We start from the raw sequence: 25284 nt of genomic DNA, 5'->3' as shown, positions 1-25284 counted from the left end.
TGCTTTCTTGTTTGCTTTATAATATACCCATACTTGTATTTGTAAGTGTGCGTTCGATGAAAGGGTGAGGAAGAGATGGAATACAACTACTCGGATGAGCTGAAAGCGCGGTTGAAACGGATCGAGGGGCAGGTTCGCGGCGTGCTGCGTCTGATGGATGAAGGAAAATCATGCAAGGATGTCGTGAGCCAGCTGTCGGCCGTCCGCAACGCTTCCGATCGAGCGATCGCTCAAATCGTCGCCGAGAATCTTCAGCAATGCATCCTGGACGAGCAGAAGACGGGCGGGGACACGAGCAAGCTTGTGAAGCAAGCTGTCGAGCTGCTGGTGAAGAGCAGATAAGAGCGAAGTATGCCAAGCAGCTACAGCTGAGGTGCAGCAGTTTATATCGATCATCAAAACGCGAACACGTTAACGTGTTCGCGTTTTTGTTGTGAATGCAGTGCCGAAGCATGTTGATCCGCCCTGTGCGGCAATTACTTTTGCTTGGGCAATAGCCGCGTTGCGATTCCGATGCGGTTCCAGCTATTAATGGTGTTAATGGCCATGATCAGCACCATGAATTGCCGCTCGTCGTAGTGCCTCATCACTTGCTCGTATACGTCATCCGGCACGCCCGCCTCCGATATTCGCGATACAGCCTCGGTTAATGCCAAGACCGCGCATTCCTGCTCGGAATAAAATGGAACTTCCCTCCAAACGGACAGCAAATACAAGCGTTGGTCGGTCTCGCCCATCTTCTTCAGGTCGCCCGTATGGGAGTCGATGCAGTACGAGCAACCATTGATTTGCGACGCTCTCAGCTTGATCAATTCGTATAGCTTCGCGTCCAATCCGCTGCTTTTAATGAATTCCTCCAGCTTTAACATCGCCTCAGTTGCTTCAGGACAAGCCTTGTAATAATCGAATCGTGTACTCATGTTTGATCTCCTCGCTTCATATAAGTTTGCTTAAGCCTCATATAGACAAAGGAGGTAACCATTTTGTGACATCATTTTATAGCTATTTCCTGATGAGGCATGTACAATTATTTTTGAATCTGTATAACCATATATTTACATAAAATTCACTTTATATAGTTCTTGTCTCGGGGGGATTGTAATGGTAGATTTACAAACGGCATACGCTGCCTATTATCCATATCTGCATTCGGTGGCTTACCATATGCTTGGGTCGGTATCGGAGGCGGAGGACATCGTGCAGGAGCTATTCCTGGATGTACACGATCATCTGGATTCGATTGAGCACGTGAAAACCTATCTAGCGCGTGCAACGACGAATCGCTGCTTGAATGTGCTTCAATCCGCGAGGGTGAGAAGAGAGGTTTACCCGGGCGTCTGGCTCCCGGAGCCGGCATCCGAAGGGGATTGGCAGCAGCCGCATCAGGTGGTGGAGCAGCGAGAATCGCTGTCCTATGCTTTTATGGTCATGTTAGAGCAGTTGGAGCCGATGGAAAGAGCGATTATTGTGCTGCGGGAAGGTTATGATTATCCCTATTCGGAGATTGCAGTGCTGTTGGACAAATCAGAGGCGAATTGCCGTAAAATATACAGCCGGGGCAAAAAGAAGCTGGACCCGAATCGGGTACGGCCAGCAACCGACCAAGCACATATGGCAGCATGCGTTGAGCTGTTTGTAAAAGCTTTTCAGAGCGGGGATTCGTCAACATTAATACGTTTACTGACCGACACATCGATCCTCATATCCGATGGAGGCGGCAAAGTGAATACGGCGATTAATCCGCTGTATGGCAGGGAGAGAGTGGTCGCGTTCTTGCTCGGGGTATCCGCCAAGCGGTATGCGCATCTGACGTATGCAATGGCTGTCCATAACGGTCAGCCGGGCGTAGTATTCTACGAGAATGGGAATCCAGCGGCTTTGCTGATGCTGGAGATGGAGTCTGAGGATCATGTATTCCGGGGGCTGTATTTCGTTGTGAATCCGGATAAGGTGCAGAGCTGTACGGCTGATGGACGCATTAGTGAGGAGTTGGCTCGTTCAATGAATCGTCGCTTGAATGGCTAACGGACCGTATAGCCGTTAAGTGCTGAATTTCCGCGTATTTATATTTCTAAAGGACCCGAGCGCCGCTATTTCTCGCAAACCCGCGGATTCGAGGGATGAAGACGCCAAATAGCGGCTGTGGGGTCCGTTACAATTGCAATCTGACTATTTTAGCCCCAATAACGTCTCCTCGGTCCGTTAGCGTTAGTGCTGCGGTACTGAGCATTTCGCGTCACAGCAGGCACATTAAATAACCCCCCCGGCCATCACTGGCCGGGGGGGTTACTCTTATGCGCTCGCCCGAGCCTCGCGTTTCCTCACCGCCAGCAGCAGCACCAACGAAGCGACAGCCAACAGCGCGCAGACGAGATTAACGAAGCGATAGCCGTACAGTTCTGCCGTAAAGCCAAAGAGCAGAAACGCGACCATCGACCCGACCGTAGATGTGTTCATGTACAGTGACGTAGCTGTTCCAGGCATATCGGGAATGAAGTTTTGGAAGTAGGTAATCGCCACGCCCGATGTAATGGAGATGGTTGCAGCGCTCAAAATTTGGATCAAATAAACCTCCCACGGGTGGGATGCTACGTATAGCAGCGTAAAATACAAAGTTGCGCTCAGCATGCCCAAGCGAATAAGAATGCGATTATCGACTCGAGTTGCGAGCACTCCGGTCAGCAGCATGAATGGAATCTCAAAAATCGGCGGAATGCTGAACACGATGCCAATCTGTTCTTCGCCGCTATGCAATTCCTTGATCATAAATTGCGACATATTCATGGACCCAATCGTTGTTGCGGCCTTGATGAGCGTAAATGCAATCAGATTGATGAGAATATGAGACTGAAAAATAATCGTGCGCAGAGGCACGGAAGGCGCGCTAGCCCGAGTCCGGAGCTCCTTCTCCTGTACATCGTCACTCTTCTTCATAAAGAAGAATACGGACACGATGATAATAAGATAGATCGCGGCTACAAAGAGATACAGCCCTTTAAATCCAAGCTTAATCAAAATAAACGATCCGAGAGCGGGCCCAATCGTCCAGGAAAGAGCGAAAAACGTCCGGAACACATTCATGTAGAGGGGCGTTTCATTCTCGGGAAGGCGGGAACGGGTCAGCAGCTCCCTCGCATATGCGAACATCTGGGCGAGCGAGGAGGAGGCAATGCCTAGCACAAGCGACGAGACGATAAGAAGCACATAGTAATCGCGCACAAAAGCATAAGTGGCATAACCGACGGCCGCTGCTAATGAACAGATCAGAAGAAGGCTTCGCCGGCTGAGGTTTCCGTCGGATATTTTACCGATATAGGTGGAAACGATTACATTGGCGATGGATGAGACGGTCATGAAGACGCCGAAGGACGTATTGGACATGCCGACTTCATCGATGCCGAAGAGGGAAGTGAACGGCAGGACGAACGAGAATGAAACGCCAAACAGGATGTTGATCAAAATCAGGGAAGGAAAGCCTTCCACTCGAAATAAGTTGCTCGATTTGGATTTTATGCCCATTAACAATGAACTCACGCTGACAACCCCTTGTGGACTGTTATGTCTAGTGTTTTCTATCATAACATAAGTATCCATGATAGAGTGGAGAGCGGGCGCGTCCATTGCTGGAGGCGAATTGCCAATTTTATTGAAAAGGCTTGCAGAGAAAGAGCAGAATTGGTACTGTTATACAGATGTGCGCTTTTTCACCTTGATTGGAGATACTGTATGACGAAGCAGCCAGTTGAACTTTATTTGCTAAATGACGACGCTGAGGTTGATGAATTTATTGCGCTATTGCTGCCAAACTCAGCGGATAAAAGCCGGATCAAAGATTTGTTTGATCGCTTTATTAAGCCCGTATCCGTTTTGGTCGAAAACCATTATGTGGATAAGGTCTATAGGGACTCCTATTATAAATACTTCTCCAATAAGCACTTTGACGCTAGCCGGAACTGTAGGCGGATTTCATTCTATACAGGCGATATTGCATTCGAGGATTTCTTCTCGGAGGAAGGGCATCAGCGGCTGCAGGAGTGTTTCATCGGGTTTGCCGTCCTGAAGCCGATCAGTCCGGGCTGCTTGGGGCGTACGTATTTGGACCCGAAGAAAATAAACATCGATCGATGTTATGTTCGAACGACGAGATTTAATCCGACGATTCTAGGCGTTCGATTCGAAATCGATTCGTTTCCTTTCTCGTCGCAAGATACCGAAACGATGACATGCGCCGAAACTTCGGTGTGGAGTATATTGGAGTATTACGGCACAAGATATGCGGATTATAAGGTCGCATACCCGAGCGAAATCGTGGATACGATTCTGAACCGTTCCAATGAACGGGTGCTTCCCTCCAAAGGATTGTCGCTTGTCCAGATTTCTTCCCTAGTGAAAAGCTTCGGGTTCTCGCCGAGAATTTATTCCAGGGGGATAGGCGCTTTCTTCGATCCCGAGTTCAAACGAATACTACATTATTATGTGGAATCAGGTATTCCTGTCGCGTTAAGCGTAAAAGCTAAACAAAACGGCGTTTCCGTCGGCCATGCGGTCGTTTGTATCGGCCATTCGGATAAGATGGAGACGAACATCACTCCCAAAAATTCAAATGGTATCCATTTTGTGAACTCGGCTGATTTTTTCCCTCAGTATGTTATAATGGATGATAATCAAGTCCCGTTTGCCGTTCAGGATTATACAGCGGTGACGACCTATCAGGATCCTGTCATCGACGGAATCGTCGTTCCTTTATATAAGCGGATATTTCTTGAAGCGACGGAAGCGGATACGATTTCCCGGAACATTTTATTTCACGAGAAAATGGGCGTAGTCAATGCCTTAAACCAATTAAATGACCTTATCGACTCGGGTAAAGTCGAAGGTATTCATAGATATGGCGAGAGCAATCCTATGGTTATCCGATTATTCCTCACCTCATCCCGACAGTTCAAACGATTCAGATCGCTGAATTACGTGAATGAACGAATTGATAAGCCGATTGCAATGGTTTATTCTCAGTTGCCAATGCCCAAGTTTATTTGGGTCGCGGAGATTTCTTTGCAGGATGAATACATGAATAAGAGAGTGCTTGGTGAAATTGTTCTTGATGCGACAGCTTCGACGTATTCTGGATTAGAAAGCTTGATTTCCATCCATTATCCCGGATTCTTCGCTTGGAGACGACCAAACGAGCCGCTTGAAAAGCTAGTTCAGATGCTATCACACTATACTTTGCCGATTGCATATCCTTTGTATGAAAATAACCTTTCCGCAGGAGGAATATGAACATGAGAAGCAAAACGATGAGTTTCGCAAGCGAGGCGTTTCCAAGCACGGCATATTCGTTTACAAGCGAAGAAACGGAATCGATTCTACTGGAAATTACCGATCGGATCAAGAGTGATATTCATGTGAATGAGATGAAGCAGCTCAAGAGCGTGGAGCTGGCAGATAAATTAGTAACGACAAGCAGATAAAAGCGGCAATTAGCCGAGCAGATTGTGAAGAGGCGCCCACGCGGGCGCCTTTTTCTCGTTATGCATAATTCGGCTGGCTCTGAATACTGTCTATAGATGCCAGAAATTCGAGGTTGCTCCGAGCGGAGGAGGCTGTCATGCAAATTCATGTGATTCGGCCCGGTCAATCGCTTTATGAATTGTCTCAGGAGTATGGGGTTCCAATAGATGCGATAACGGAAGCGAATGAGATTTCACCTAATGACACATTGGTTGTCGGGCAGACGCTGGTCATTCCCATTGTCGGTACGTATTATTGGGTACGTTCGGGCGATACGCTGATGAGTATAGCCCGGCGGTACGGAACGACTGCTCAAACGCTGGCGGATGTGAATCGCATTTCGTTAACCGATCCGTTAGCTGTCGGGACGCGCCTATACATCCCGCCGAGGCCGCGCCGCGCCGCGGAAATTAATGCTTATGTGGAGCCGCGGGGCAATAGCGTTGCGCGGCCCTTGCTGAATGCGTCCCGCGAAGCGGCGCCGCATTTGACGTACCTGGCGCCGTTCAGCTTCCGCATTAACCGGGACGGCACGTTGACGCCGCCTGCGTTGAATGGGCTTGCCGAGATCGCGAGAAGGAATCGCGCGGTGCTCATGATGGTTGTGACGAATCTGGAGAACGGCCAGTTCAGCGCGGAGCTGGGACGGATTATTCTGAATGATGAGCAGGTGCAGAATCGGCTGCTGGATAACGTCATTCGAACGGCGAGACAGTTGGGCTTTCGAGACATTCATTTTGACCTGGAGCATCTGCGACCTGTGGACCGGGAAGCGTATAATCAATTCCTGCGCAAGGCGGCTGCCCGTATTCATCAGGAAGGGCTATTGATCTCAACGGCGCTGGCGCCCAAGACGAGCGCGACGCAGGCGGGGGAATGGTACACGGCGCACGATTACAAGACGCATGGGCAAATCGTCGATTTCGTTGTCATCATGACCTACGAATGGGGTTACAGCGGCGGTCCGCCGATGCCGGTATCGCCGATTGGACCGGTGCGAAATGTATTGGAATATGCGTTAACGGAAATTCCAGCCTCCAAGATCATGATGGGCCAAAACTTATACGGCTACGACTGGACGCTGCCCTTTGTCCCGGGAGGGGCTTATGCCCGAGCGCTCAGTCCCCAGCAGGCGATTGCCCTCGCTCGCCAGCGCAATGCAGCGATTTTGTACGACGAGCAAGCGCAGGCCCCACATTTCAATTATTGGGACGATAATAAGAAGGAGCATGTGGTCTGGTTCGAGGATGCGCGTTCGATTCAGGCCAAATTCGATCTTCTTAAGGAGCTGGGGCTGCGGGGCATCAGCTACTGGAAGCTGGGGCTGAGCTTCCCGCAAAACTGGCTGCTGATTGAAGACAACTTTAACGTGATCAAAAAATAGCGGCTGCTGCAGCACCCCCATAGCGCGTATCGGAGAAAACACGCAACGTGTAGCCCCGACGACGGCTATAGGGGTGCTTTGTTTGCATTAACGGACAGGAACCTGCTCCGTTAATGTCGAATACTGTAAAATCGTTCGACTGGTTACGATTACGTAACCAGATCGCGCTTGTTCCGTATGTAACAGGCATACTGTTATTACAACAATAGAATCCGAGGGAACACACCATATGAATAAAACATTGATCATAGAGGCGGATGCTAACTATCAGCTTGCTGAACAGAAGGCTGCTCGCTATTTTGCATTGCTATTTGAACAAGTGAAGACACAGGTCTATGTGCCTGATCTGATGGCGGACATCCAGCTGTGGCAGCGCAAACACGTTCAACGGCGATCTTGGTTATCCTTGCTGCCGCGGAGAAAGCGGCAATCGCATGCTGGGGATGATTATCGATATATCCAATGGCTGAGGCATACGAACAAATTAGACGACTACTTGGATCGCAGCGTCTCCTATATGTATATGAGAGATTTGGGCAAAGCGATCGATGCGCCGGACACGCAGGCAAGCATTCAGCGTCTGGCTGCCGATATGAAGGAACGCTTAATTCAAACCACCGCATCGAGCGGAGGAGGGCAGCCGGCCTTTTTTAGCATCGTGGAGCTGTATCGGTGGGCCCAAAAGGAGGGCGTAGAGGGCGCCGTCATCTGGATGATCGGTAAGCTGAAGACGGTAGCGGCCAACATCCCGGAGGGGATGAATGCGGAGCATGCCCAGCGCAAGCTGATGAAGATTATCCTCGGCGTAGTTCTGCATGCAATGGAAGAGATCGAGGGCAGAGAGCCGTCTGCCGCGCGTGCTCGCAAACTGGATGAAGCAATCAGGCTGGGTTATTGCTACGGCTTGACCTATCCATTCATTGACGACTTGCTGGATGCGCAGGTGTTAACCGTTCAGGAGAAGGCGCAGTATTCTCAAGTCATCCGTGCTGCCCTTCAGTCGGGAGCCGTGCCGGAGCTGGGGGAGTGGACAGGATCGAACAAGGAGCTGATTCGATACATACAGGCGGAATTGGGAGAGGCATTCGACTATATCAAGCAGCATCAGAAGCCAGACGCACAGCATTCGTTTTTCGAACAGGCCTATGTATTCTTTCATTCCCAAGAAATTGATCGTGCCAAGGTGCTGGACTATCCATCGTACACGAACGAAGAGCTTTATCTTCCGATCATTCTGAAATCGGCCTCCTCGCGATTGATCGCCCGTTCCGTTATCGCTGCTCCTGCGGACGAGGGCTTCGATAATCGAACGTTCTACTACGGCATCTATAATCAGTTGGCGGACGATTTTGCCGATATGTTGGACGATTTGAGAGACGGAGCAGTGACGCCATACACGTATTTTCTTAAATACCGCGATCAGCGTCCCGATCTGATTAACCCATTCGCATTGTATTGGACGGTTATTGCCCATCTGATTCGCCGTGTGTATCATTCCGATGCGAAGGCACGCGAGGTTATTTTGAATCGCGCCATTAATGGCTTGAAGCGCTGTAAAGCAAGGCTTGGCAAGGAAAAGTATAACGAAATGATGGGAATATTGGACACCGGCAGCCCGGCATTCAACCGACTTGTCCAGAAGATGGTGAGCCGAGCGGACGACGTTGACTTTTTGGATAAAATGCTGCGAGACCAGATGGTCGCCTCTCTCCAAACAGATCGGAAATCGAAGGATGAATTCGTCGAGACCGTCCGAACGGTTCGAGAGCAGATCAACAGCACGCTGCAAATCGCCAAGTCGGAGGACATTCCGCCGATGAAAGGAACGCTCATAGATGCAGCCAATTACAGCCTGACGGGAGGCGGCAAACGGCTGCGCCCGATCTTAACCTGGGTAATGGGCGTGCAGCAATATGGCATGCGCCCCGAATCGCTTGTTCCGCTATTGCGGTCGCTGGAGTATATGCATACGGCTTCCCTGATCTTCGATGACCTGCCGTCGCAGGATAATGCGCCTACGCGCAGGGGGCGTGCGACGCTTCATGAGGTGCATGATAGCGCCACAGCAGAGTTAACTGGGCTGCTGCTGATCCAGCGGGCGACGCAGGAGCAGGCGTCACTGGCGCAGTTTGACCCGAGAAGCGTGCTGGCCTTGATTCGATACTCGTCCCAGAAGGCCGAGGATCTATGTGCCGGACAGGCGATGGATTTGAATGCCAAAGGGAAACCGTTGACGCTGGAGCAGCTGAACGCGATCTGTTTCTATAAGACGGGCATTGCGTTCGAGGCTGCGCTCGTCATGCCTGCCATTCTCGCGCAAGCGCCTGAGCAGGAAATCGGGCTATTGAAGTCGTTCGCGTATCATGCGGGGATTGCTTTTCAGATCAAGGATGATTTGCTTGACGTGGAAGGGGATGCGAACCTGCTCGGGAAACCCGTAGGTCAAGATGCGGACAACAACACGTCGAGTTTCGTGACCGTATTGGGGCTGGAGGGAGCCAAGCGGGAGATGTGGGACCATTACTGCTTGGCGCTGGAGGCGCTGCAGAAGCTGTCAAGAAAGAATACGTTTTTGAAGCATTTATTGAATTATATGATTCACCGGGATCGTTAGGGTGCCTAATATCGAACAATGAGGTGGAACAGTCGAATGTCGTCCAAAACCGTCTTGCGAAGTTTTATCATTCTTAGCCTGCTGTTTGCAATAGGCTCTAATCTAGTGGCTGCACAAGGGACATTGCAGCAAATTCCGCCGAGTCAATTTGCGCCGTTGAACATTAAGGGCATAAACCAAGGCCAATTCAGAGGGACTACTTCGTTTACATTTACTAGCCTATCGCAAGGAACGATGCCTAAGGATATTTATTATTCGCCTACTTCCAAATTAACCTATGGGCTCGGGAATTTTGAAGTGTTTAAGGGGATAGATGAAGATGCTCTGTTTGCATTCGACGCTGCAGGAAAGCAAAGGTGGAAGGCGGCTATTCCGGAGGAAGGATATCAGCAGCTGATTCCTGGTCAGGATGAAACGTTGTATGTGTATGTCTTTCCGTCAATTATGTTAAAGGCAACTAAGCCGAATGTGCTCTATGCCTTTGATTTGAACGGCAAGCTCAAATGGAAATATACGTTCCCTGAGCTGCAGCAGATGTTCAGTATGGACGCGGTAGCGCTTAAGGATGCCTTCTATACGAAAACAAATGACTCGTTAGTATGCATTCAGAACGGGGCAATCGCATGGGAGCTGAAGCTGCCTACTCTGATTAACGAGTTAGACCGGCTGCAAACGACGATTATATCGATCGATGTTGATCGATTAGGAAACATCTATTTATTAGATCGAGACGGCTGGTTGGAGAAGCGGGATGCGAAGCGTCAAGTGGTTTGGAAGGAAAAGATCGGGACGGATGCGTCGCTGAAGTTAGTGAGTAAGGATCAATATATACTAGCCGCTCAACATATGAAGCACGTCTATTACAGCGTCACAACGGGTAAGGTCGTTAAGAGCCCGAAGGTCGATTATACGGACTACGACCGATTTGCCCTTCCGAATGACCGCAAAGGCGGGTTTTATGCGGCGGAGAAGGAAGATTCGTATGGCTTGCCTGCGGGGAACGGAATCATTAAGTTTAACGAAAAAGGACAAGTGCTATGGCATTACAAGATTCGGTTTAGCGGCTATGCCAAGATACGCTGGGCCTCCTTAATGAGCGATAATCAAGGCAATGCCTATTTCCTCGATAACGGCGGGCATCTATATTCGGTGGACCCGAATGGGAACGAGCGCTTTATCGTATTGACTAAGGCTGTCGGATCGGCATACTTGCCGCTGTATGTCAGTCAAGATGGCGTTGCGGCGGCATCCAACGGTGATGTAGGCACGTATATGATTAAATCGGTTAACTAATGATGGGACGAAATTTCAAAAAAAAGAGCACGGCGCGGTTTGCGCTCGTGCTTTTTTGAATGCATCGGAAGCGGTCTGCTACCGGTATTAGCTTTGAACGCTCGCGGCGTTCGTCATGATTTTCTTCTTGATGAGCGCCAAGTTTTTAAAGTTTTCGAACAGGATCTCTTCATCCGGTATTTCCATATTAAACTCTGTTTCCAAACCGACGATAATATTGACGAAGTTGACAGAGTTCGCGCCGCATTCGGCCAAATGGATAAAGTCATTAGAAGGATAAGCGATTTCCAAACTCATAAATATCTCTTTTAATTTACTTTCCATGTAAGTTGCGTCCATTCCGAATCCACTCCTATTAAATAGTCAAAACCGAACAAGCAGGACTGCGATGCCGCGGAGGCTGGCTATGTAAGAAGCTTCCATAGTTTGTATCTATTCTACCAGACTCCTATGAAGTGAGAAAGGAAAAGCTGCCACAAAACTACTATACTCTATAGAGTAGTTTATGGTATAAATACCCACAGGAGGGCGGGCTAGCTTGGACCTGAATAAAGAGATGATCAAAGGCAACATCGAGAGCGTTATATTAAGCCAGTTAAAGGAAGAGGACCTTTATGGCTATGAAATTTGCAAACGAATTCGTGACATAAGTGAACATACATTCGAAATCAAGGAAGGAACGCTGTACATCGTACTGAAGCGGCTGGAGAAGAACGGCATGGTGCGATCGTATTGGAATGAATCGACGGAAAGCGGCGGCGGGAGACGAAGGTACTACCAGATCAACGAGGAAGGCATTCGCTATCTGACCGAGCGAAAGCAGCAGTGGGATTTTCTGAAGAACATGATGGATCTTTTCTATAAGGGGGTTTAATGATGAAGGCAATCGATCGTTATGTACGCTCGCTGAGCAAGCATGTCAATTTAGAGTCGGAGGAGATGGCTTCGTTCCAAGATGAGATCCGGAGCCATCTGACCGAGTCGGTGAACGCCTTGCGGCTGGAAGGGTACTCCGAGAAGGAAAGTGTGGCCATCGCCCTGCAGCGGTTCGGGGAGGAGTCGAATCTAAACGCCGAGCTGAGGAGGGAGTATCGCTTTCATAAAAGCTTTAAGAAATGGATGCTGGTCGCTTCTGTATTCTTTCTGCTGCTGTCCGTTTTCTTCGTGTCTTATTCTCGAACGCTGGAGAAGCGAGGACTGGCGAATTTCGATCATATGAATCATGATTTCGGGGTAGTGAAAGGTTCTGTTGAGCAAACGAACAGCATCCCTTATGCGGAGCTGCAGGCCTATGTCGAGCGGCACGAGGGCGTTGTCCGCTCTGTGTCATTGACACAAAAGAAACGTGCGGTGCCGATTTCGGAGTATGCGTATCCTGCAGATTCCGAAGAAGCTTCTGCCGGCAATCGCTTCTATCTTCCAGTGCGAATAGAGACCGATGTGACCGGCATTCAGTGGTATGCGAACATCTACTATAACAATTCAGTGATATTCCCGCCGCAGGAGCACGTATTATTCGTAACCGCCGTCGTCTGCTTTGCCCTGTACTGGCTATTGTTCGGGCTGTGGAACGTAATGAACGCGCACCGCAGGGGGAGCTTGAACGTGTTCTGGGTCATTTGTTTCCTCTCGTTAAATGTCGCGGCGTATTTGCTCTACAAGCTGGTTGAGCGCATGAGGAGCTGGCGGCTTCGAGCGGCCGCATGAGTGAGTGAAGAATATCCTGTCTGGGGCATGCAGCTTGGCCCTGGAATCGTGCGTATTTTGGATTGATAAAAATTAAATAATATTTGGCAGGGCTAATGGTGTGGAAAGATGCTATAATGGATATATTGAGCTTGTGATCCTTGAACGGTATGTGAATTTTTAGTCTCATCGATCAAGATGGTCATGCAAATATAATTGAAGGTGGTAATTGGTTTGGTAACAGGTACAGTGAAATGGTTTAACGCAGAAAAAGGCTTCGGTTTCATTTCGGTTGAAGGCGGAGAAGACGTATTCGTTCACTTCAGCGCGATCCAAGGCGACGGTTACAAATCGTTGGACGAAGGCCAAAGCGTTGAGTTCAATATCGTACAAGGCAATCGCGGCGCACAAGCTGAGAATGTTGTAAAACTGTAAATGAAGTCAAATGCCCCGAACATCTCGTTAGGGGCATTTTTTTATCGCTTTATCCAAATCAGAGAAATGAGGGATGCACATGTATTATTCACGGAAAAGACCGGTTGAGGATGTGCCTAATGAGCTAACCGTAATATGGTCTTGTACGGATGAGAACTGTAAGGGATGGATGAGGGATAATTTTGCATTCTCCGTCGCTCCCGTATGCTCCCTATGCCAGTCCGAGATGGTGAAAAGCGAGAAAATGCTGGTCGCGGTCGTGAATACAAGCCCGAATCAGATCAAAGAGTAGATCCACATTCCAGAACGGTTAGCAGAGTAGCATCCTGCAAGCCGTTTTTTTATTTAATCCGAGAATGCAATTGCGTTGAAGCTTTCCATGCCAATTCGAATGGCATCAATTGTGCAAAATAAAAAGAGGGTGTAGACGAGTTCATTGGTTGGAGGGTAGGGAACATCGAAATCGGAAGCATTGATGGTAATGGCTTGTACAGGGGAAACGGTGTTCCCAGTGCCATGCAGCGTATATGCGACCGATGTGCCGGTCATATCTGTGCCACGCACAATGGCTAGCACAATAACCGTATCGGACGCTAAAGGCTGCGGGAGCAGCAATTCAGCGATTCCCGTGAATTGCACGCGGATGTTTCCGTTTGCGCCGAAGGTGTTCAACCCGACCACCCCGATGATCGTCGGTGTATTAGCCAGTAAAGTAATCGTTGATCCAAGATTGGTGTAGCTCGCGCCTTGGGATGTTCTAGCATCCAATAATCTAGCCATAGACCCAGGGAGTGGCTTGTGTGAACGCTGATGGGATCAGTGCGACTCGGGCTTATACGATGGAAAAGAAATAAGCAGCTGCTCAAGAAGCGGTGGATGCTTCTTGAGGAGCTGCTTAATGGTTAGGCGGAAAATTTCTGGTGATAGCTTAGCTGCTGAAGCTGCTATGTTTCTTCTTGTAGTGTCCGTGGCCGTATGGCGGATGCTGCGGCGGATAATAGCTGCCTTTTTTATAGTCGCTGCTGCTGTAATGTTTGTTGCCGTAGTATCCATGCCCGTTGCCGTGGCCGTAGTTGCCATGATGACCGTGATGTTTATGGCCCGTGAGCGAACCGATTAATCGTTTCAACATGTGTCTGATCATGTAATGACCTCCTAAAGCATGCACATCGTGATGTGCTTGCGTGACTTATACAATACTACGCAATTGTAAACGCAGGGTTTCGTCAAAAAAAGCCTGCTCCGCGCTTGGAACGGGAACCTCGCGGCTCTGAATGACGTATGTGGAAGCAAGGGAGTGATTCGGATGTTCAGCAGGTTGAGCACAAGATGGAAGCAATGGAGACGCCAGTGGCTGGACTATCCGCTTCGGCAGGGAAAGATGTGGGCAGGCAGGTACAGGATCGAGCAGTTTATTGGCATGGGCAGCTATGGCCAAGCGTATCGTTGCATCGATATGCAGACCGGCGCCGTTGTACTGATGAAGCGGGCGAAGCCAAGCAAGCATGCCATTGGGCGAGAGATGCTGAAGCGGGAGAGCGAGATGATGCGGCAGCTGACCCACCCGCAGATTCCGAGGTGGCTGGGCAACGTCAAGCATCGGCGCGAATCATCTCTCATTATGGCATTCATGGACGGTTACAATCTAGAGGAGTGGATCATGGAACGGGCGCAGACGTACACGCAGGCGGATGCGCTGCGCATCGTTGGGCAGCTGATAAGCCCGCTTAAGCATCTTCATGAAGCAGGCTATGTGCATAGGGATGTACGTATCCCGAACGTGCTGGCAAGCGGCGAACGGATCGGCCTGATCGACTTCGGCTTAGCATGCCGTATTGGCGAGGAAGCGCCAGATGACCGGATGAAAGCTGCGGAGGAGCGGGAAGGGGAACCAAGCGGGTTTGCGGACAGCTGGGGAGCCGTCAAGCAGCAGATGCGGGAGCCTTACCCGATGAGCGATTTGTACGGACTTGGGCATTTATTCTTGTTTTTGATGTATGCGGGGTACGTTTCGGTCGAGGGACAGGAGGAACGGAGCTGGGAGGAAGAGCTGGAGCTGGAGCCGGCCGTAAAGGATTTCATACGCGGGCTGCTGGAGAAACGGTGGCAGACGGCGGTGGAGTGCGAACGGGAGCTCGGAGCCGTCTTGGACGCGATGCAGATATCGTAGTAGAATGAGGGGGATGCAAGACTATAGGAATAAGAGGTGCCAGGATGGCCATTAGCTTCACCCGTTCGATTATTACTCGGTTAGAAAAAGAAATAGCGGACATTCATTCGCTCGTCCGTGAATTGAAAACAAAACGCGAGAAGTCCCTTGCTAAGATAAGCCAGCTTCAGCGCGATCAGAAAGTAAGCCAGTCAGTCAGCGATTTGAGCAGTAAAATCTCGCGTGAAATAAAGCTGAAGAAAGAAGTTGAACGAATTAACGTCCTGCTCACGCAGTCGTCAAAGCAGTTGAAAGAGAAGCAAGCGTTATTAGCTCAGCAGCAACAAAAGGCTAATGAATAAGCAAAGGCGGCCAATGCTGCGCTCATGTAACAATTAAAAAATGCACCCTACCTGTTAGATGCTACCTAACGGGCAGGGTGCATTTTGCATGTATATGTGACTCGCTTGCTTTTTGACCAAAAAAATACAATTATTTCACTGCTAAATAAAGGATTTTGTCGAATGTTGAAGAAATACTGGTGGACTGATTCATGTCAGAAAAGGTTACATTAGAAAACAGGGGGATAACAATGAATTTGTTTTGGTTGTCTGAACAGTTAATTCGAAGACTAAGGTACGCGTACAAGTTTATCGTGATTGGGTTATTGATCTTCATACCGATGGTTGTCATGTCCTTCATGTACCAACGACAATCGAGCGAGCTTATTTCATTTAATGAAAAAGAGAGGTTGGGTGTCGAATATATTGCTCCCTTGCATCAGTTGATTACGAAATTGCAGCAAGGACGGGGCCTCTATTATGTTCAAGCCTCGAGCAAGGATGCTGGCATGACTGGGGAGATCGATAAAAACAATGCCGAAATCGAACAGGCTTTTCAGGCAACGTTTGCTATAAACGATAAACTGGGCGAAGAATTGAAGGTCGATGGGACGATACATGACATCTATAACGCGTGGAAGAAAGCGGGGGATGTCGATCCGCTGAACAGCTATAGCGCGGTCATTAGCCGGAGCATTAAGCTCATCGCGGAAGTAGGGGACTCGTCGAATCTCATCCTCGATCCGGATCTGGACAGCTACTACTTAATGGACGGCGTCATTAATAAAATCCCGTTTGCAACGGAAAAGCTTACGCAAATCCGCGATCTGGGCGCAACGTTCCTGCTCGCAAAGTCGGTAACGAGTGAGCAGCGTGATCAGCTGCTGGAGCTGTTGTCCCTATTAAACTATTCAATGAATGAAATCAGCAGCGGCATTCTCTCGGTCATCGATGAAAACCCTGCATTAGCGTCGGAACTCGAAGCCTCTCGGCTAAAGCTGGAAGAGGGGAGAGCGAGCTTTACGAAGGTCGTGAACGAAGAGCTGATTCATGCCACCGCTTTGAATCTTTCCAAGAATGATTACCTGCAGCTGTCGTCAGCGTTTATTCAGCATCATTCGGAGCTGTATCAGGTAGAATTGAAGGTGCTGGATAAGCTCATCAAAGCTCGGGTAGACGCTTACGAGTCCAAAGCGATGATATTTAATATTGCAGTCATCATCGGGTTTATTATTTTGTTGTATATTTTCATTGGCTTCTATATTTCAGTTAAGAAATCGATCAGCTATATCAGCACTTCGCTCATTAAGGTCAGTGAGGGTGATTTGACCAATACGTTGGTTTCTTATACGAAGGATGAGATCGGGGACATCGTAAATCCGATTAATACGGTGATCCAAGTATTCAAAAATATGATTAGCGCAAGCAAAGCTTCAAGCAATAAAGTGACGACATCCTCATCTGCATTATCATCGGCCATTACGGAGACCGTAGCGGAGATGGATAACATCAATCAGAAGATGGCAGAGTTGAGCGGGGGAAGCCGCGCGCAGTTTCTCCATTCAGAGGAAAGCTCCAAGGCGATGAACGAAATTGCAACGCATATTCAGCATATCGCCGAGTCTGCGCAAGACGTGCTTGCAGAATCTACCCATTCCCATCAGCAAGCGCTGGAGGGCAAGCTGGCGATTGATGGCGCATTTGATCAAATGAATAAAATTAACGCGTCGGTCAAAGATTCAAGCGAATTGGTAGAGTTTCTAACGAGCCAATCGGAGCAAGTGAAAAACATTGTGGAAACCATCGCGAAAATCTCGGCACAGACGAATATACTGGCGCTTAACGCTTCGATCGAGGCTGCGCGCGCTGGAGAGCACGGGAAGGGATTTGCGGTGGTCGCCTCTGAAATTCAGAAGCTGGCTAATCAGTCCAAACGCTCTACCGATGATATCACTGGCAAGCTGGAAGCCATTTCTTCCAAAATCAACAGCTTGGGCGAATCGATGGAGCATGAGGAGATGGAGGTCGGCCACGGCATGCAAGCGATTCATCTTGCGAATGATATATTCACGGGCATCCTGGCATCTTCCCAGCGGTTGGTCGATCGCGTGCAGCAGGTATCCATCCTTACCGAGCAAATTTCCGCCAGCACGGAGCAGGTGACCGCATCTGTCCATGAGGTTGCCTACATTTCCAAACAGTCGGCGGACAACACGAACTATGCTTCGGAATCGATGACGAAGCAAGCAGGCATCATGAAAACGCTGCTGGAATCGGCGGATGAATTGCTGCAAATGACGAAGGTCTCGAAAGAGCAGCTGAGCCATTTTAGGATGTAATTTGCCGCATAAGAGCCCTGACTTTGAGTGAAGTCAGGGTTTTATTTTTGATATCGGCTGTAAACTTAGCTAACATCATAGAGTTGACACAAATATTGGAACATGGTAACTTTAAAACCTAGTAAACTAATAAGAATTATATGTAATTAGCGGTTTATGATTTTATTTATTTTTAGATAAAGAGGGGTATGAGCATGAAACGGGTATTTTCTTTACAAGGATGGTTGTCTGCAATCGCATCGAATGGCTTGAAGCCAGGCATAGGGATTATGAATCGATTATCGTTTTGGCGCAAATTTGTGTTAATCGGACTAGTTGTACTGCTGCCGTTAATCGTGTTGACAGGTCGGTCAGCCATCAATTCGTATCAATCCGTCTCGCAAGTGGAGAAGCAAATCGATGCGCTGGGTGGAGTGAGGGCAGCCTCTCAATTGCTCGGCTCGCTTGCTGTACATCGCACGCTGCTGGAGCAGGTGCGTTCGAACCCGGCTGACTCGAAGCGGCTGGAGACAGTTCAGCAAGCGATCGATAAAGATATTCAAGCGTTAACGCCAGCTATTCGCCAGCAAACGGGAGAGCCAGCCCTTCAGGAGACGCTGCAAGGGTTCGTCGGCCAATGGGAGCAATTAAAAGCGAAGGGCGTAGAAGTAGAGCGCATCGAGAGTACGGATATCCATGCGCAATTGCTGGGCCAGGTCGTGCAGCTGGTCGATCAATTGGGCAGTGCGACGGGGCTCCATCTAGACACGCAGCCGGAGATGTTCCAAGCGAAGAATGCGCTTATTCGGCAATTTCCATCTCTCCTGGTGAAATGGAGCAGCTTGCAGGCGGAAATGCAATGGGTCTTTACCCAATCGATCATTAGCAGCGATGATAAAAGCAGGATTACTTCAGAGACAGACGCTGTTGATGAGGAATGGCAAGGAATCGTCGAGCATTCCTCCGCATTCGTACAGAGCGGCGATGGCGAAGCGAAAGCGGGGGATGCTTCCGCACAAGCAATCGAGGACATTCAGACGAAGGTGATTTTGCCGTTTAAGCTGCTTATGAGCAACAAAGAGTGGTTGAAAGCGTCCGAGGAGGCGACTAAGCAGCTCTACGGACAATGGGATAGAACAATCGACTGGACGGAGCAAGGTTTACGGAATCAAGCATCGGCGAGCACGCGAGATATGCTGCTGATCCAATTGCTCTCTGTTGCGGCGGTACTGCTCTCGGTTTACTTATTTTTCGCGCTTTATCGTTCGATCACGCGAGTCGTTTATGATCTTGAACGCGCTTCGGGCAGGCTTGCAGAGGGCGATTTGACAGCCACGATCGCTATTCAGACCAAAGATGAGCTGCAGGTCGTTGCGAACAGCTTTAATCGGGTGGGCGAATCGTTCCGGGCTGTTCTGCTTCAAATTACGCAATCCTCCCATCAGTTAGCGGCTTCCTCGGAGCAGCTGACCGCAAGCGCGGAGCAGACTTCGCACGCCACCGAGCACATTGCAGGCATCGTGGAGCAGATGGCGGGAGGGGCTAGCCATCAGGTTCATATTGTTGGCGAAAGCGCGCTTACGATCCATGAAGTATCGGCGAAAATCCAGCAAATCGCCGCCAGCGCCCAGTCGGTCGCAAGCACGACATCGCTGGCCTCCGACAAGTCTGCCGAAGGCGGACGTGCGATTCATCAGGCTATCGAGCAAATGGGGGCGATCAGCGAATCGGTCGATGGGCTGGCCATGATCGTTGCGCGCCTGGCTGAAGCCTCGCAAGCGATTGGCCAGATTACGGAAGCGATCAATGAGGTGTCGCATCAAACGAATTTGCTGTCGCTTAATGCAGCGATTGAAGCGGCGAGAGCAGGCGAAGAAGGGCGCGGCTTTGCAGTCGTCGCAGAAGAGGTGAAGAAGCTGGCGGAGCAATCCGCTCAGTCCGCAGGCCAAATTGCACATTTAATTACATCAATTCGGAGTGAGATTGGTCAGGCGCATCACTCGATGCATGCAGCAACCCATGAAGTCCGGACGGGCATCGAGGTGGTCCATGCAGCCGGAAGCCTCTTTGCAGAAATTGAACGCTCCGTGCAAGAAGTGAATGACGAAGCTAGCGAGGTATCGACGGCTGCGCAGCATATTTCGGAAGGGGCGGAGCTGGTCGTGCATGCGATCGAATCGATCGCTGGCGTGGCGCAAGTAGCTGCATCCGGCACGCAAAATGTATCGGCAGCGACGGAGCAGCAGCTGGCTTCGATGCAGGAAATTACCTCTTCATCCGCACACCTTACCGCGATGGCCGGTCAACTGCAGACGCTCGTTGAGCGGTTCAGGCTTTAGAGGGCGTTCACGTTCAGTGCCGTGTCCCATGATTTGCACGATTAGACATTATCGCTCATATCATTTATAATAGTTTCACTAAATTATGACATATAGCCTTGTGCTATTTGACATATATAGTACTCTACCAGAGTGGTACAGTTGGGGGATCAGGGGACCATGAATTATTTAGCACTGGGGGACTCAATTACGTACGGGCACAGCCCAAAAACAAAGGAATTGCCTTTTCCGATCCATGTTCAAGCCTTACTGGCCCAAGCAAGTCCGGTGCAGCTGCGGTTGCATGCCAAGCCGGGCTGGACGTCGAGCAAGCTGCTTCGTTCCTTGTCCGTTAGCGCGGATCGCTTCTGTGAAGCGCCTCGTTTAGCGACCATCATCATTGGCGGGAATGATGTTATTAAGCATACGTTGCCGCTGTTGACGGGGAGAGTAGCTGGCTTACATGCAGCATCCGAGCAGCTATTCGACAATGTGATGAAGATGATCAATCAGATCGCTCAGCCGAACACGACCATATTGCTGGGCACGCTGTACAATCCATTTCCAAACTGGTGGGTAATGGAGACTGTTACCGAAATGATTAATAAAACGATTCGAAAAATCAGCATGATGGAAAATGTGCATCTGCTGGACTTGGAGCAGCTGTTCCGAGGCAATGAGAAAGAGTGGATTGACGGTTATCGGTACGGTCGGTTCCTCGATTTGAGGCCAATCGGCAATCCGATTCATCCGAATTTAGCGGGTCATCGCGCAATTGCGGAGGAAATCGTCAGAGTCTACCAGAACATTTTGTATACGATGGACGCCTCGATGTACAATGAGACTGCTGTATCCAACGTATTATAGCTGCAGGGGAGCGTTCCCAACTCGCATGAGTTGTTGGAGCTGCTCCTTTTTTTATGCGCGCTGCAGCAGTGCTAACCCGAGCTGCACGCTTGCCTGCTCCTGACTTTCCGTCAAATACACGGCGCTGGCGGTCATTGTTGGGATTTGGAAGGCGCAGGAGAGCTGGAACAACTGCCGCGAATCCAGATAAGGCTGCGCGATAGACCGCGGCAAGAAGCCATAGCCGGCGCCTTGCAAAAGCATCGTTAGCATAATAGCGGAGTGGTCGGATTGAAGAGCGGGAATATAGCCGGCCCCGACGATGCCTGCGAACCAATCGGGGAAGGGGGAACCCCATTCAATATGGCAATAGGAGGAGGAGCGAAAATCCTCTCCCGTAATTGGATGGCTGACCGGATGCGCCGAGACGAGCAGGATCTCATCCTCGAACAATTGGATTTTGGAAACCTTCGGATGATCAGGCGGATCGAATCGAATCGATACATGCACGACTCCATCAAGCAGCAGATCGCGAATCATGTAGCCGGGGTCGATGTCGCTTAGAAATTTGATGGCGACGTTGGGGTGCATGCGGCGGAAGGAAAGAATGTTTGGCAAATAGCGATAATGCCACACGGAGCCGGGACCGCTCAAGACGATAGCTTGATCGAATTGTTCAGATAACGTAAGCTTGCTCTCCTCGTACAAGCGCAGCATGCGCTCCACGTAAGGATAGAAGGCAATTCCTGCCTTCGTAAGCGTGACGTTGCGATTGTTGCGAGAGAAAAGCGACTTGCCCATCGCGGTCTCCAATGCTTTGATGCGCGCAGTGATCGCCGATTGCGAGATATGCAAGTAGTCCGCGGCTTTGGTGAAATTCATGGTTTTGCATATGGCTAGGAAAGCTTCGAGCTGAGAGGAATCCATACATTGCGTGCCCCTTCATCATTGATCATATCGATTACTGCAATAGGAATGATTCGTTATACAACCCACAGCTTATCCCTTATCCTTGAGCTATATACAGTTAGAGGGTAACAGAAGGAGAGAGTAAGATGCTTAATAGGAATGCGACCATCGAGCAAATTTGTGCAATAGGGCCGGTCCTGCAAGAGCTGGCTGAGCTGTTGGTAAAAGTCGTGGAGGATGGCGCGTCGATTGGATTCCTGCCGCCGCTGAGTCTTGAGGATGCTTCAGTTTATTGGCGCCAAGCGGCAGGGCCTGATGTGATCCTGTATGTCGTTCGGCTAGATGCGCGAATGGTAGGAACCGTTCAACTGCAGCTTTGCTCAAAGCAAAACGGCGCGCATCGCGCGGAAATTGCCAAGCTGATGACGCATCCGAATGCTCGCCGGCAAGGAATAGGGCGTGCGCTCATGCTGGAAGCGGAAGCGAGGGCGAAGCGGGAAGGACGAACGCTGCTTGTGCTGGACACGAGAGAAGGCGATCCGTCCAACCTGTTGTACAAATCGCTGGACTATCTGGAGGCAGGCCGCATACCGGATTTTGCGAAGTCGGCTAATGGGGAGCTGCATGCGACGGTGCTGTATTATAAGCGCGTTGACTAGAATGACTAATAAATCGATTATAAATCATGCTACCCTCACTGTAGGTTAGGGGGGCTGGGGGCCGTATGATGCGGTTCTGAGGAACGGGGTTTCCTCTCATCCGATAGTCATGCCGTTGTACGTTGTACAATGAATAAGGGATGAGTGGCTGGCTTCGAAGGTTCCCATTGCAGTTCATGCAATGGGAAACGATCCTGAAGAGGCGCGATGTGCCAAAAGCATAGAGAACCGCCTTGCTCATTGCGCAATTTGCAATGACACCGCGTCACTTCCGTGTTCAAGTTGATCCTATTGCACAAACTGCAAGGAGCAGATTGCTTATTGCTGCGTGCAACAAAGCGGCCTTAAGTACGATGGCGTATACGACAGTCTGAACGTGCACACCGCATCGATTGCTGTACCGCAAAACAAGGGATGCCCCTGAGCTGTCATGGCTTGTGGGACATCCCTTGTTTTGTTAGGCGGATGATGAACAAATGTGAGCAAACTATTAGCTTAAACCCATTTAATTCAATTTTAAAATCGATTTCATTTAACATTTGATTAGTATACTGTCTGATGCACTGCAATAAGGAACGGTATTCAGGCAGCGAACGATAATGGAGAATGCAATGCACAGCCGATATGGAGGGTTAACGTTAATGGAATCGAAGGGGAAGCTAAGAAAGCTAGACACATGGATAGGCAAGTTTGCGATGCGGTCATTTAAAGCGAGAATGATCGTTATTTTTCTGCTTATCTCGTTAGTGCCAATGGTGTTCAGTACGGTGTTTTTCTCCAATTACTTGAAGAATGTCGTAACGGATGAGATTCATACGAAGGAAGAGGCTGTCGTGACGGCTAACGTAGCTGCGGTGGATTATTCGATTCAGCGCCAAGTCGCATTTTTGAAAGAGCTGGTTGCAACCAATAAAGACGTCAAGAGCGGCAATGTGCCGGCGGTCATTGATTTCTTCAAGAAGCTGGAAGCGGCGAACAAAGAAGTAGAGCAATACGTATATGTCGATAAGCATGATATGGCGACCACGACCGCGATGCAGAAGCTATCCGTAGCGGACCGCGATTATACGAAGCAAGCGAGAGCGGCCAAGCTGCCGATTATTAGCGATTTGCTCGTGAGCAAGGCAACTGGCAGTCATATCATCGTCATCTATGTTCCGATTCTCGATGAGCAGGAGAACTACATGGGCGGCGTGTTCTGCTCGTTAACGACGGCCAGTCTTGATGTTTTCACGAAGACGATCAAAATCGGAGAGTCCGGCTTCGGGTATCTTTTATCTCCGAGCGGCATGCTGATTACGTACCCGGACCCTTCTAAAGTCGGCAAAAACATCGAAGAGGTGTTTTCCCCAGCTGAGGTGGACGCCATCAACCGGACGGTGCTGGAAGAAGAGAAGGGACGCTATAGCATCACGGACGAGCAGGGGGTCGCAAGGCAAAATAGCTACGACCGCATTCCTTCAACGGGCTGGCGCCTAGTCTCGAGCGTAGCCACGGATGAGGTTTATGCATCGGTGCAATCCGCGAAGAAAATGTCGATCATCCTAGCCGTTGCAACAGCCGTCGTCGTTGCGGCCGTTGCATTATTCATCTCCATGAGAATGGTAAAGCCGATCACAGCGATTACGAGTGCGGTGAAAAAGCTGGCGACAGGCGACCTTACGCCGCGTCTGACCATCAGACGGTATGACGAGCTCGGACAGCTTGCCGATAATATGAATCAAACGCTGGATTCCTTCTCGGATATTGTAGGGAAAGCAAGCTTTGCTGCCGAGCAGGTTGCCGCGTCGTCTGAGGAACTGACCGCTACTGCGATTGACTCCTTGGACATCTCGAATCGGATCGTGCAATCGACGCAAGAGGTGCTGGGGGCAGGTGAGGTTCAGCTGCAAGGCGCTGAGCAAACGTCCATTGCGATGAATGAGATGGCCATCGGCGTGCAGCGGATTGCCGAATCTTCGTCGGTCGTTACCGAGGCATCCTTTAGCTCGCTGCAGGAAGTGCAGAAGGGACGCGTCGCGATTACGGAGGCGGTCGAGCAGATGAAATCCGTACATCATTCTGTCGGGAAGTCGGCAGAGGACATGCGCGCATTGGAAGGCTATTCGCAGCAGATCGGTTCCATCGTCTCGGTGATTACGGATATTACGAATCAAACGCAGCTATTGTCGCTTAATGCTTCAATCGAGGCGGCGAGGGCAGGCGAGCAAGGACGCGGGTTTGCAGTCGTGGCGAACGAGGTGAAGAAGCTGGCGGAGCTGTCATCAGCATCCGCGGCGGATATTGCGAACCTGATTCGTGAAGTGCAGACGGCGACTGCAAGAGCGGTTCTAGCGATGAATCAAGGGGTGTCCGACGTCGATCGGGGCGCAGACCTCATTCATGCGGCGGGGGACATTTTTAACCGTATTTCCCTTACCTTCGAGGAGATTTCCGATCAAATTCAGGAAGTATCCGCAGCATCGCAGCAGATGTCGGCTGGAACCGAGGAAGTGACGGCTTCGATGGGCGAAATCGTGAATATGGCGGACAACACGTATCGGCATACGCAGGACATTTCGGAGGGCTCGACGCAGCAGAAGGTTTCCATGCAAGAGATTTCATCGTCGGCAGAGCATCTGAGCAATATGGCGCAGGAGCTGCAGGAGTCGTTGGCACAGTTTAAGACGAAATAAGCAGGCGAATCCTTCGGACAGGGGGCGAGCATGCGCGCATCCACCTAGGAACCGCATCCGCTTTGGATGCGGTTTTCTCATCCGCACATGATTGGCCGAACTATGTTATCATCAGAGGCATAAGGACGTCCATGGAGATGTGGGGT

Annotated in this window: 24 protein-coding genes; 18 read left to right on the top strand and 6 right to left on the bottom strand. The window is 50.0% G+C overall.

Annotated features, from left to right (window positions below; translation table 11 throughout):
• Nucleotides 1-75 precede the first annotated feature (75 nt).
• A complete protein-coding gene (locus tag PAECUDRAFT_RS17835; RefSeq protein ID WP_006039530.1) occupies nucleotides 76-342 on the top strand; it encodes a metal-sensitive transcriptional regulator in 267 nt (88 codons plus the stop codon).
• Between the two features lie 134 nt (nucleotides 343-476).
• On the opposite strand, the gene PAECUDRAFT_RS17830 is transcribed toward PAECUDRAFT_RS17835, so the two are convergent.
• On the bottom strand, nucleotides 477-920 hold the full coding sequence (locus PAECUDRAFT_RS17830) for a carboxymuconolactone decarboxylase family protein (protein ID WP_006039529.1): 444 nt from the start codon (nucleotides 918-920) through the stop codon (nucleotides 477-479).
• Nucleotides 921-1101: 181 nt separating this feature from the next.
• Here PAECUDRAFT_RS17830 and PAECUDRAFT_RS17825 point away from each other — a divergent pair, with 181 nt between their 5' ends.
• Nucleotides 1102-2025, top strand: coding sequence for a sigma-70 family RNA polymerase sigma factor (locus PAECUDRAFT_RS17825; protein WP_006039528.1), 924 nt, complete (start codon nucleotides 1102-1104; stop codon nucleotides 2023-2025).
• A 267-nt stretch (nucleotides 2026-2292) separates the two neighbouring features.
• Here PAECUDRAFT_RS17825 and PAECUDRAFT_RS17820 read toward each other — a convergent pair whose 3' ends face one another.
• Entirely contained in the window at nucleotides 2293-3579 is a 1287-nt protein-coding gene (locus PAECUDRAFT_RS17820) for a sugar efflux transporter (RefSeq protein WP_267879185.1), read from the bottom strand.
• A 147-nt stretch (nucleotides 3580-3726) separates the two neighbouring features.
• Between PAECUDRAFT_RS17820 and PAECUDRAFT_RS17815 the strand changes: the two genes are divergently transcribed.
• From PAECUDRAFT_RS17815 to PAECUDRAFT_RS17795, 5 genes are all read left to right on the top strand, one after another.
• Nucleotides 3727-5280 carry a hypothetical protein gene (locus PAECUDRAFT_RS17815; RefSeq protein ID WP_006039526.1) on the top strand — a complete coding sequence of 518 codons (1554 nt, stop codon included), beginning with the start codon at nucleotides 3727-3729 and terminating at the stop codon, nucleotides 5278-5280.
• 2 nt (nucleotides 5281-5282) lie between these two features.
• The gene (locus PAECUDRAFT_RS17810) at nucleotides 5283-5471 is read left to right on the top strand and encodes a hypothetical protein (protein ID WP_006039525.1); all 189 of its coding nucleotides are present in this window, start codon (nucleotides 5283-5285) and stop codon (nucleotides 5469-5471) included.
• A 137-nt stretch (nucleotides 5472-5608) separates the two neighbouring features.
• Nucleotides 5609-6895: a glycoside hydrolase family 18 protein gene (locus tag PAECUDRAFT_RS17805; RefSeq protein ID WP_006039524.1), complete on the top strand. Its 1287-nt coding sequence runs from the start codon at nucleotides 5609-5611 to the stop codon at nucleotides 6893-6895.
• 229 nt (nucleotides 6896-7124) lie between these two features.
• A complete protein-coding gene (locus PAECUDRAFT_RS17800) occupies nucleotides 7125-9509 on the top strand; it encodes a polyprenyl synthetase family protein (RefSeq protein WP_006039523.1) in 2385 nt (794 codons plus the stop codon).
• 36 nt (nucleotides 9510-9545) lie between these two features.
• Complete coding sequence (locus PAECUDRAFT_RS17795) at nucleotides 9546-10802, top strand: outer membrane protein assembly factor BamB family protein (RefSeq protein WP_006039522.1); 1257 nt, start codon at nucleotides 9546-9548, stop codon at nucleotides 10800-10802.
• Nucleotides 10803-10889: 87 nt separating this feature from the next.
• Here the strand turns inward: PAECUDRAFT_RS17795 and PAECUDRAFT_RS17790 are convergent, their stop codons facing one another.
• A complete protein-coding gene (locus PAECUDRAFT_RS17790) occupies nucleotides 10890-11141 on the bottom strand; it encodes a phosphopantetheine-binding protein (RefSeq protein WP_006039521.1) in 252 nt (83 codons plus the stop codon).
• Nucleotides 11142-11340: 199 nt separating this feature from the next.
• Here PAECUDRAFT_RS17790 and PAECUDRAFT_RS17785 point away from each other — a divergent pair, with 199 nt between their 5' ends.
• The 4 genes from PAECUDRAFT_RS17785 to PAECUDRAFT_RS17770 all read left to right on the top strand — a co-directional run bounded on the left by PAECUDRAFT_RS17785 (nucleotide 11341) and on the right by PAECUDRAFT_RS17770 (nucleotide 13215).
• Entirely contained in the window at nucleotides 11341-11676 is a 336-nt protein-coding gene (locus tag PAECUDRAFT_RS17785) for a PadR family transcriptional regulator (protein WP_006039520.1), read from the top strand.
• Nucleotides 11676-12509, top strand: coding sequence for a permease prefix domain 1-containing protein (locus PAECUDRAFT_RS24860; RefSeq protein ID WP_199558767.1), 834 nt, complete (start codon nucleotides 11676-11678; stop codon nucleotides 12507-12509). Before PAECUDRAFT_RS17785 ends, PAECUDRAFT_RS24860 begins: the two co-directional genes overlap by 1 nt.
• A gap of 213 nt (nucleotides 12510-12722) precedes the next feature.
• On the top strand, nucleotides 12723-12923 hold the full coding sequence (locus tag PAECUDRAFT_RS17775; protein ID WP_006039518.1) for a cold-shock protein: 201 nt from the start codon (nucleotides 12723-12725) through the stop codon (nucleotides 12921-12923).
• A 79-nt stretch (nucleotides 12924-13002) separates the two neighbouring features.
• Nucleotides 13003-13215: a cold-shock protein gene (locus tag PAECUDRAFT_RS17770; RefSeq protein ID WP_006039517.1), complete on the top strand. Its 213-nt coding sequence runs from the start codon at nucleotides 13003-13005 to the stop codon at nucleotides 13213-13215.
• Between the two features lie 53 nt (nucleotides 13216-13268).
• Here the strand turns inward: PAECUDRAFT_RS17770 and PAECUDRAFT_RS17765 are convergent, their stop codons facing one another.
• Together PAECUDRAFT_RS17765 and PAECUDRAFT_RS17760 are read right to left on the bottom strand one after the other, a co-directional pair.
• Complete coding sequence (locus PAECUDRAFT_RS17765; RefSeq protein ID WP_006039516.1) at nucleotides 13269-13703, bottom strand: hypothetical protein; 435 nt, start codon at nucleotides 13701-13703, stop codon at nucleotides 13269-13271.
• Between the two features lie 148 nt (nucleotides 13704-13851).
• Nucleotides 13852-14067 (bottom strand): hypothetical protein, encoded by a 216-nt coding sequence (locus PAECUDRAFT_RS17760; protein ID WP_006039515.1) that lies wholly within the window; start codon nucleotides 14065-14067, stop codon nucleotides 13852-13854.
• Nucleotides 14068-14229: 162 nt separating this feature from the next.
• Here PAECUDRAFT_RS17760 and PAECUDRAFT_RS17755 point away from each other — a divergent pair, with 162 nt between their 5' ends.
• The 5 genes from PAECUDRAFT_RS17755 (at nucleotide 14230) to PAECUDRAFT_RS17735 (ending at nucleotide 20916) form a co-directional block, all read left to right on the top strand.
• Nucleotides 14230-15093: a serine/threonine protein kinase gene (locus PAECUDRAFT_RS17755; protein ID WP_006039514.1), complete on the top strand. Its 864-nt coding sequence runs from the start codon at nucleotides 14230-14232 to the stop codon at nucleotides 15091-15093.
• 44 nt (nucleotides 15094-15137) lie between these two features.
• A complete protein-coding gene (locus tag PAECUDRAFT_RS17750) occupies nucleotides 15138-15434 on the top strand; it encodes a hypothetical protein (protein ID WP_006039513.1) in 297 nt (98 codons plus the stop codon).
• Nucleotides 15435-15664: 230 nt separating this feature from the next.
• Nucleotides 15665-17752, top strand: coding sequence for a methyl-accepting chemotaxis protein (locus tag PAECUDRAFT_RS17745; RefSeq protein ID WP_006039512.1), 2088 nt, complete (start codon nucleotides 15665-15667; stop codon nucleotides 17750-17752).
• A 194-nt stretch (nucleotides 17753-17946) separates the two neighbouring features.
• Nucleotides 17947-20070, top strand: coding sequence for a methyl-accepting chemotaxis protein (locus PAECUDRAFT_RS24855; RefSeq protein WP_006039511.1), 2124 nt, complete (start codon nucleotides 17947-17949; stop codon nucleotides 20068-20070).
• Nucleotides 20071-20229: 159 nt separating this feature from the next.
• On the top strand, nucleotides 20230-20916 hold the full coding sequence (locus tag PAECUDRAFT_RS17735) for an SGNH/GDSL hydrolase family protein (protein ID WP_006039510.1): 687 nt from the start codon (nucleotides 20230-20232) through the stop codon (nucleotides 20914-20916).
• A gap of 51 nt (nucleotides 20917-20967) precedes the next feature.
• On the opposite strand, the gene PAECUDRAFT_RS17730 is transcribed toward PAECUDRAFT_RS17735, so the two are convergent.
• On the bottom strand, nucleotides 20968-21822 hold the full coding sequence (locus PAECUDRAFT_RS17730) for a LysR family transcriptional regulator (RefSeq protein WP_006039509.1): 855 nt from the start codon (nucleotides 21820-21822) through the stop codon (nucleotides 20968-20970).
• Between the two features lie 128 nt (nucleotides 21823-21950).
• Here PAECUDRAFT_RS17730 and PAECUDRAFT_RS17725 point away from each other — a divergent pair, with 128 nt between their 5' ends.
• Both PAECUDRAFT_RS17725 and PAECUDRAFT_RS17720 read left to right on the top strand, forming a co-directional pair.
• Nucleotides 21951-22463 carry a GNAT family N-acetyltransferase gene (locus tag PAECUDRAFT_RS17725; RefSeq protein ID WP_006039508.1) on the top strand — a complete coding sequence of 171 codons (513 nt, stop codon included), beginning with the start codon at nucleotides 21951-21953 and terminating at the stop codon, nucleotides 22461-22463.
• Between the two features lie 641 nt (nucleotides 22464-23104).
• Entirely contained in the window at nucleotides 23105-25138 is a 2034-nt protein-coding gene (locus tag PAECUDRAFT_RS17720) for a methyl-accepting chemotaxis protein (RefSeq protein ID WP_006039507.1), read from the top strand.
• The last annotated feature ends 146 nt before the right edge of the window (nucleotides 25139-25284 follow it).

The sequence above is a fragment of the Paenibacillus curdlanolyticus YK9 genome, assembly GCF_000179615.1.
Taxonomy (GTDB): domain Bacteria; phylum Bacillota; class Bacilli; order Paenibacillales; family Paenibacillaceae; genus Paenibacillus_T; species Paenibacillus_T curdlanolyticus.
The sequence above is the reverse complement of the archived record's forward strand: the minus strand, read 5'-3'. Positions and strand labels throughout refer to the sequence as shown.

Coding starts and splice junctions, on each gene's coding strand:
- PAECUDRAFT_RS17765 (WP_006039516.1), bottom strand. CDS start 13,703: ATGGCTAGATTATTGGATGCTAGAACATCCCAAGGCGCGAGCTACACC.
- PAECUDRAFT_RS17805 (WP_006039524.1), top strand. CDS start 5,609: ATGCAAATTCATGTGATTCGGCCCGGTCAATCGCTTTATGAATTGTCT.
- PAECUDRAFT_RS17755 (WP_006039514.1), top strand. CDS start 14,230: ATGTTCAGCAGGTTGAGCACAAGATGGAAGCAATGGAGACGCCAGTGG.
- PAECUDRAFT_RS17730 (WP_006039509.1), bottom strand. CDS start 21,822: ATGGATTCCTCTCAGCTCGAAGCTTTCCTAGCCATATGCAAAACCATG.
- PAECUDRAFT_RS17745 (WP_006039512.1), top strand. CDS start 15,665: ATGAATTTGTTTTGGTTGTCTGAACAGTTAATTCGAAGACTAAGGTAC.
- PAECUDRAFT_RS17800 (WP_006039523.1), top strand. CDS start 7,125: ATGAATAAAACATTGATCATAGAGGCGGATGCTAACTATCAGCTTGCT.
- PAECUDRAFT_RS17795 (WP_006039522.1), top strand. CDS start 9,546: ATGTCGTCCAAAACCGTCTTGCGAAGTTTTATCATTCTTAGCCTGCTG.
- PAECUDRAFT_RS17815 (WP_006039526.1), top strand. CDS start 3,727: ATGACGAAGCAGCCAGTTGAACTTTATTTGCTAAATGACGACGCTGAG.
- PAECUDRAFT_RS24855 (WP_006039511.1), top strand. CDS start 17,947: ATGAAACGGGTATTTTCTTTACAAGGATGGTTGTCTGCAATCGCATCG.
- PAECUDRAFT_RS17820 (WP_267879185.1), bottom strand. CDS start 3,579: ATGATAGAAAACACTAGACATAACAGTCCACAAGGGGTTGTCAGCGTG.
- PAECUDRAFT_RS17750 (WP_006039513.1), top strand. CDS start 15,138: ATGGCCATTAGCTTCACCCGTTCGATTATTACTCGGTTAGAAAAAGAA.
- PAECUDRAFT_RS17720 (WP_006039507.1), top strand. CDS start 23,105: ATGGAATCGAAGGGGAAGCTAAGAAAGCTAGACACATGGATAGGCAAG.
- PAECUDRAFT_RS17810 (WP_006039525.1), top strand. CDS start 5,283: ATGAGAAGCAAAACGATGAGTTTCGCAAGCGAGGCGTTTCCAAGCACG.
- PAECUDRAFT_RS17770 (WP_006039517.1), top strand. CDS start 13,003: ATGTATTATTCACGGAAAAGACCGGTTGAGGATGTGCCTAATGAGCTA.
- PAECUDRAFT_RS17760 (WP_006039515.1), bottom strand. CDS start 14,067: ATGATCAGACACATGTTGAAACGATTAATCGGTTCGCTCACGGGCCAT.
- PAECUDRAFT_RS17735 (WP_006039510.1), top strand. CDS start 20,230: ATGAATTATTTAGCACTGGGGGACTCAATTACGTACGGGCACAGCCCA.
- PAECUDRAFT_RS17830 (WP_006039529.1), bottom strand. CDS start 920: ATGAGTACACGATTCGATTATTACAAGGCTTGTCCTGAAGCAACTGAG.
- PAECUDRAFT_RS17825 (WP_006039528.1), top strand. CDS start 1,102: ATGGTAGATTTACAAACGGCATACGCTGCCTATTATCCATATCTGCAT.
- PAECUDRAFT_RS24860 (WP_199558767.1), top strand. CDS start 11,676: ATGATGAAGGCAATCGATCGTTATGTACGCTCGCTGAGCAAGCATGTC.
- PAECUDRAFT_RS17835 (WP_006039530.1), top strand. CDS start 76: ATGGAATACAACTACTCGGATGAGCTGAAAGCGCGGTTGAAACGGATC.
- PAECUDRAFT_RS17790 (WP_006039521.1), bottom strand. CDS start 11,141: ATGGACGCAACTTACATGGAAAGTAAATTAAAAGAGATATTTATGAGT.
- PAECUDRAFT_RS17725 (WP_006039508.1), top strand. CDS start 21,951: ATGCTTAATAGGAATGCGACCATCGAGCAAATTTGTGCAATAGGGCCG.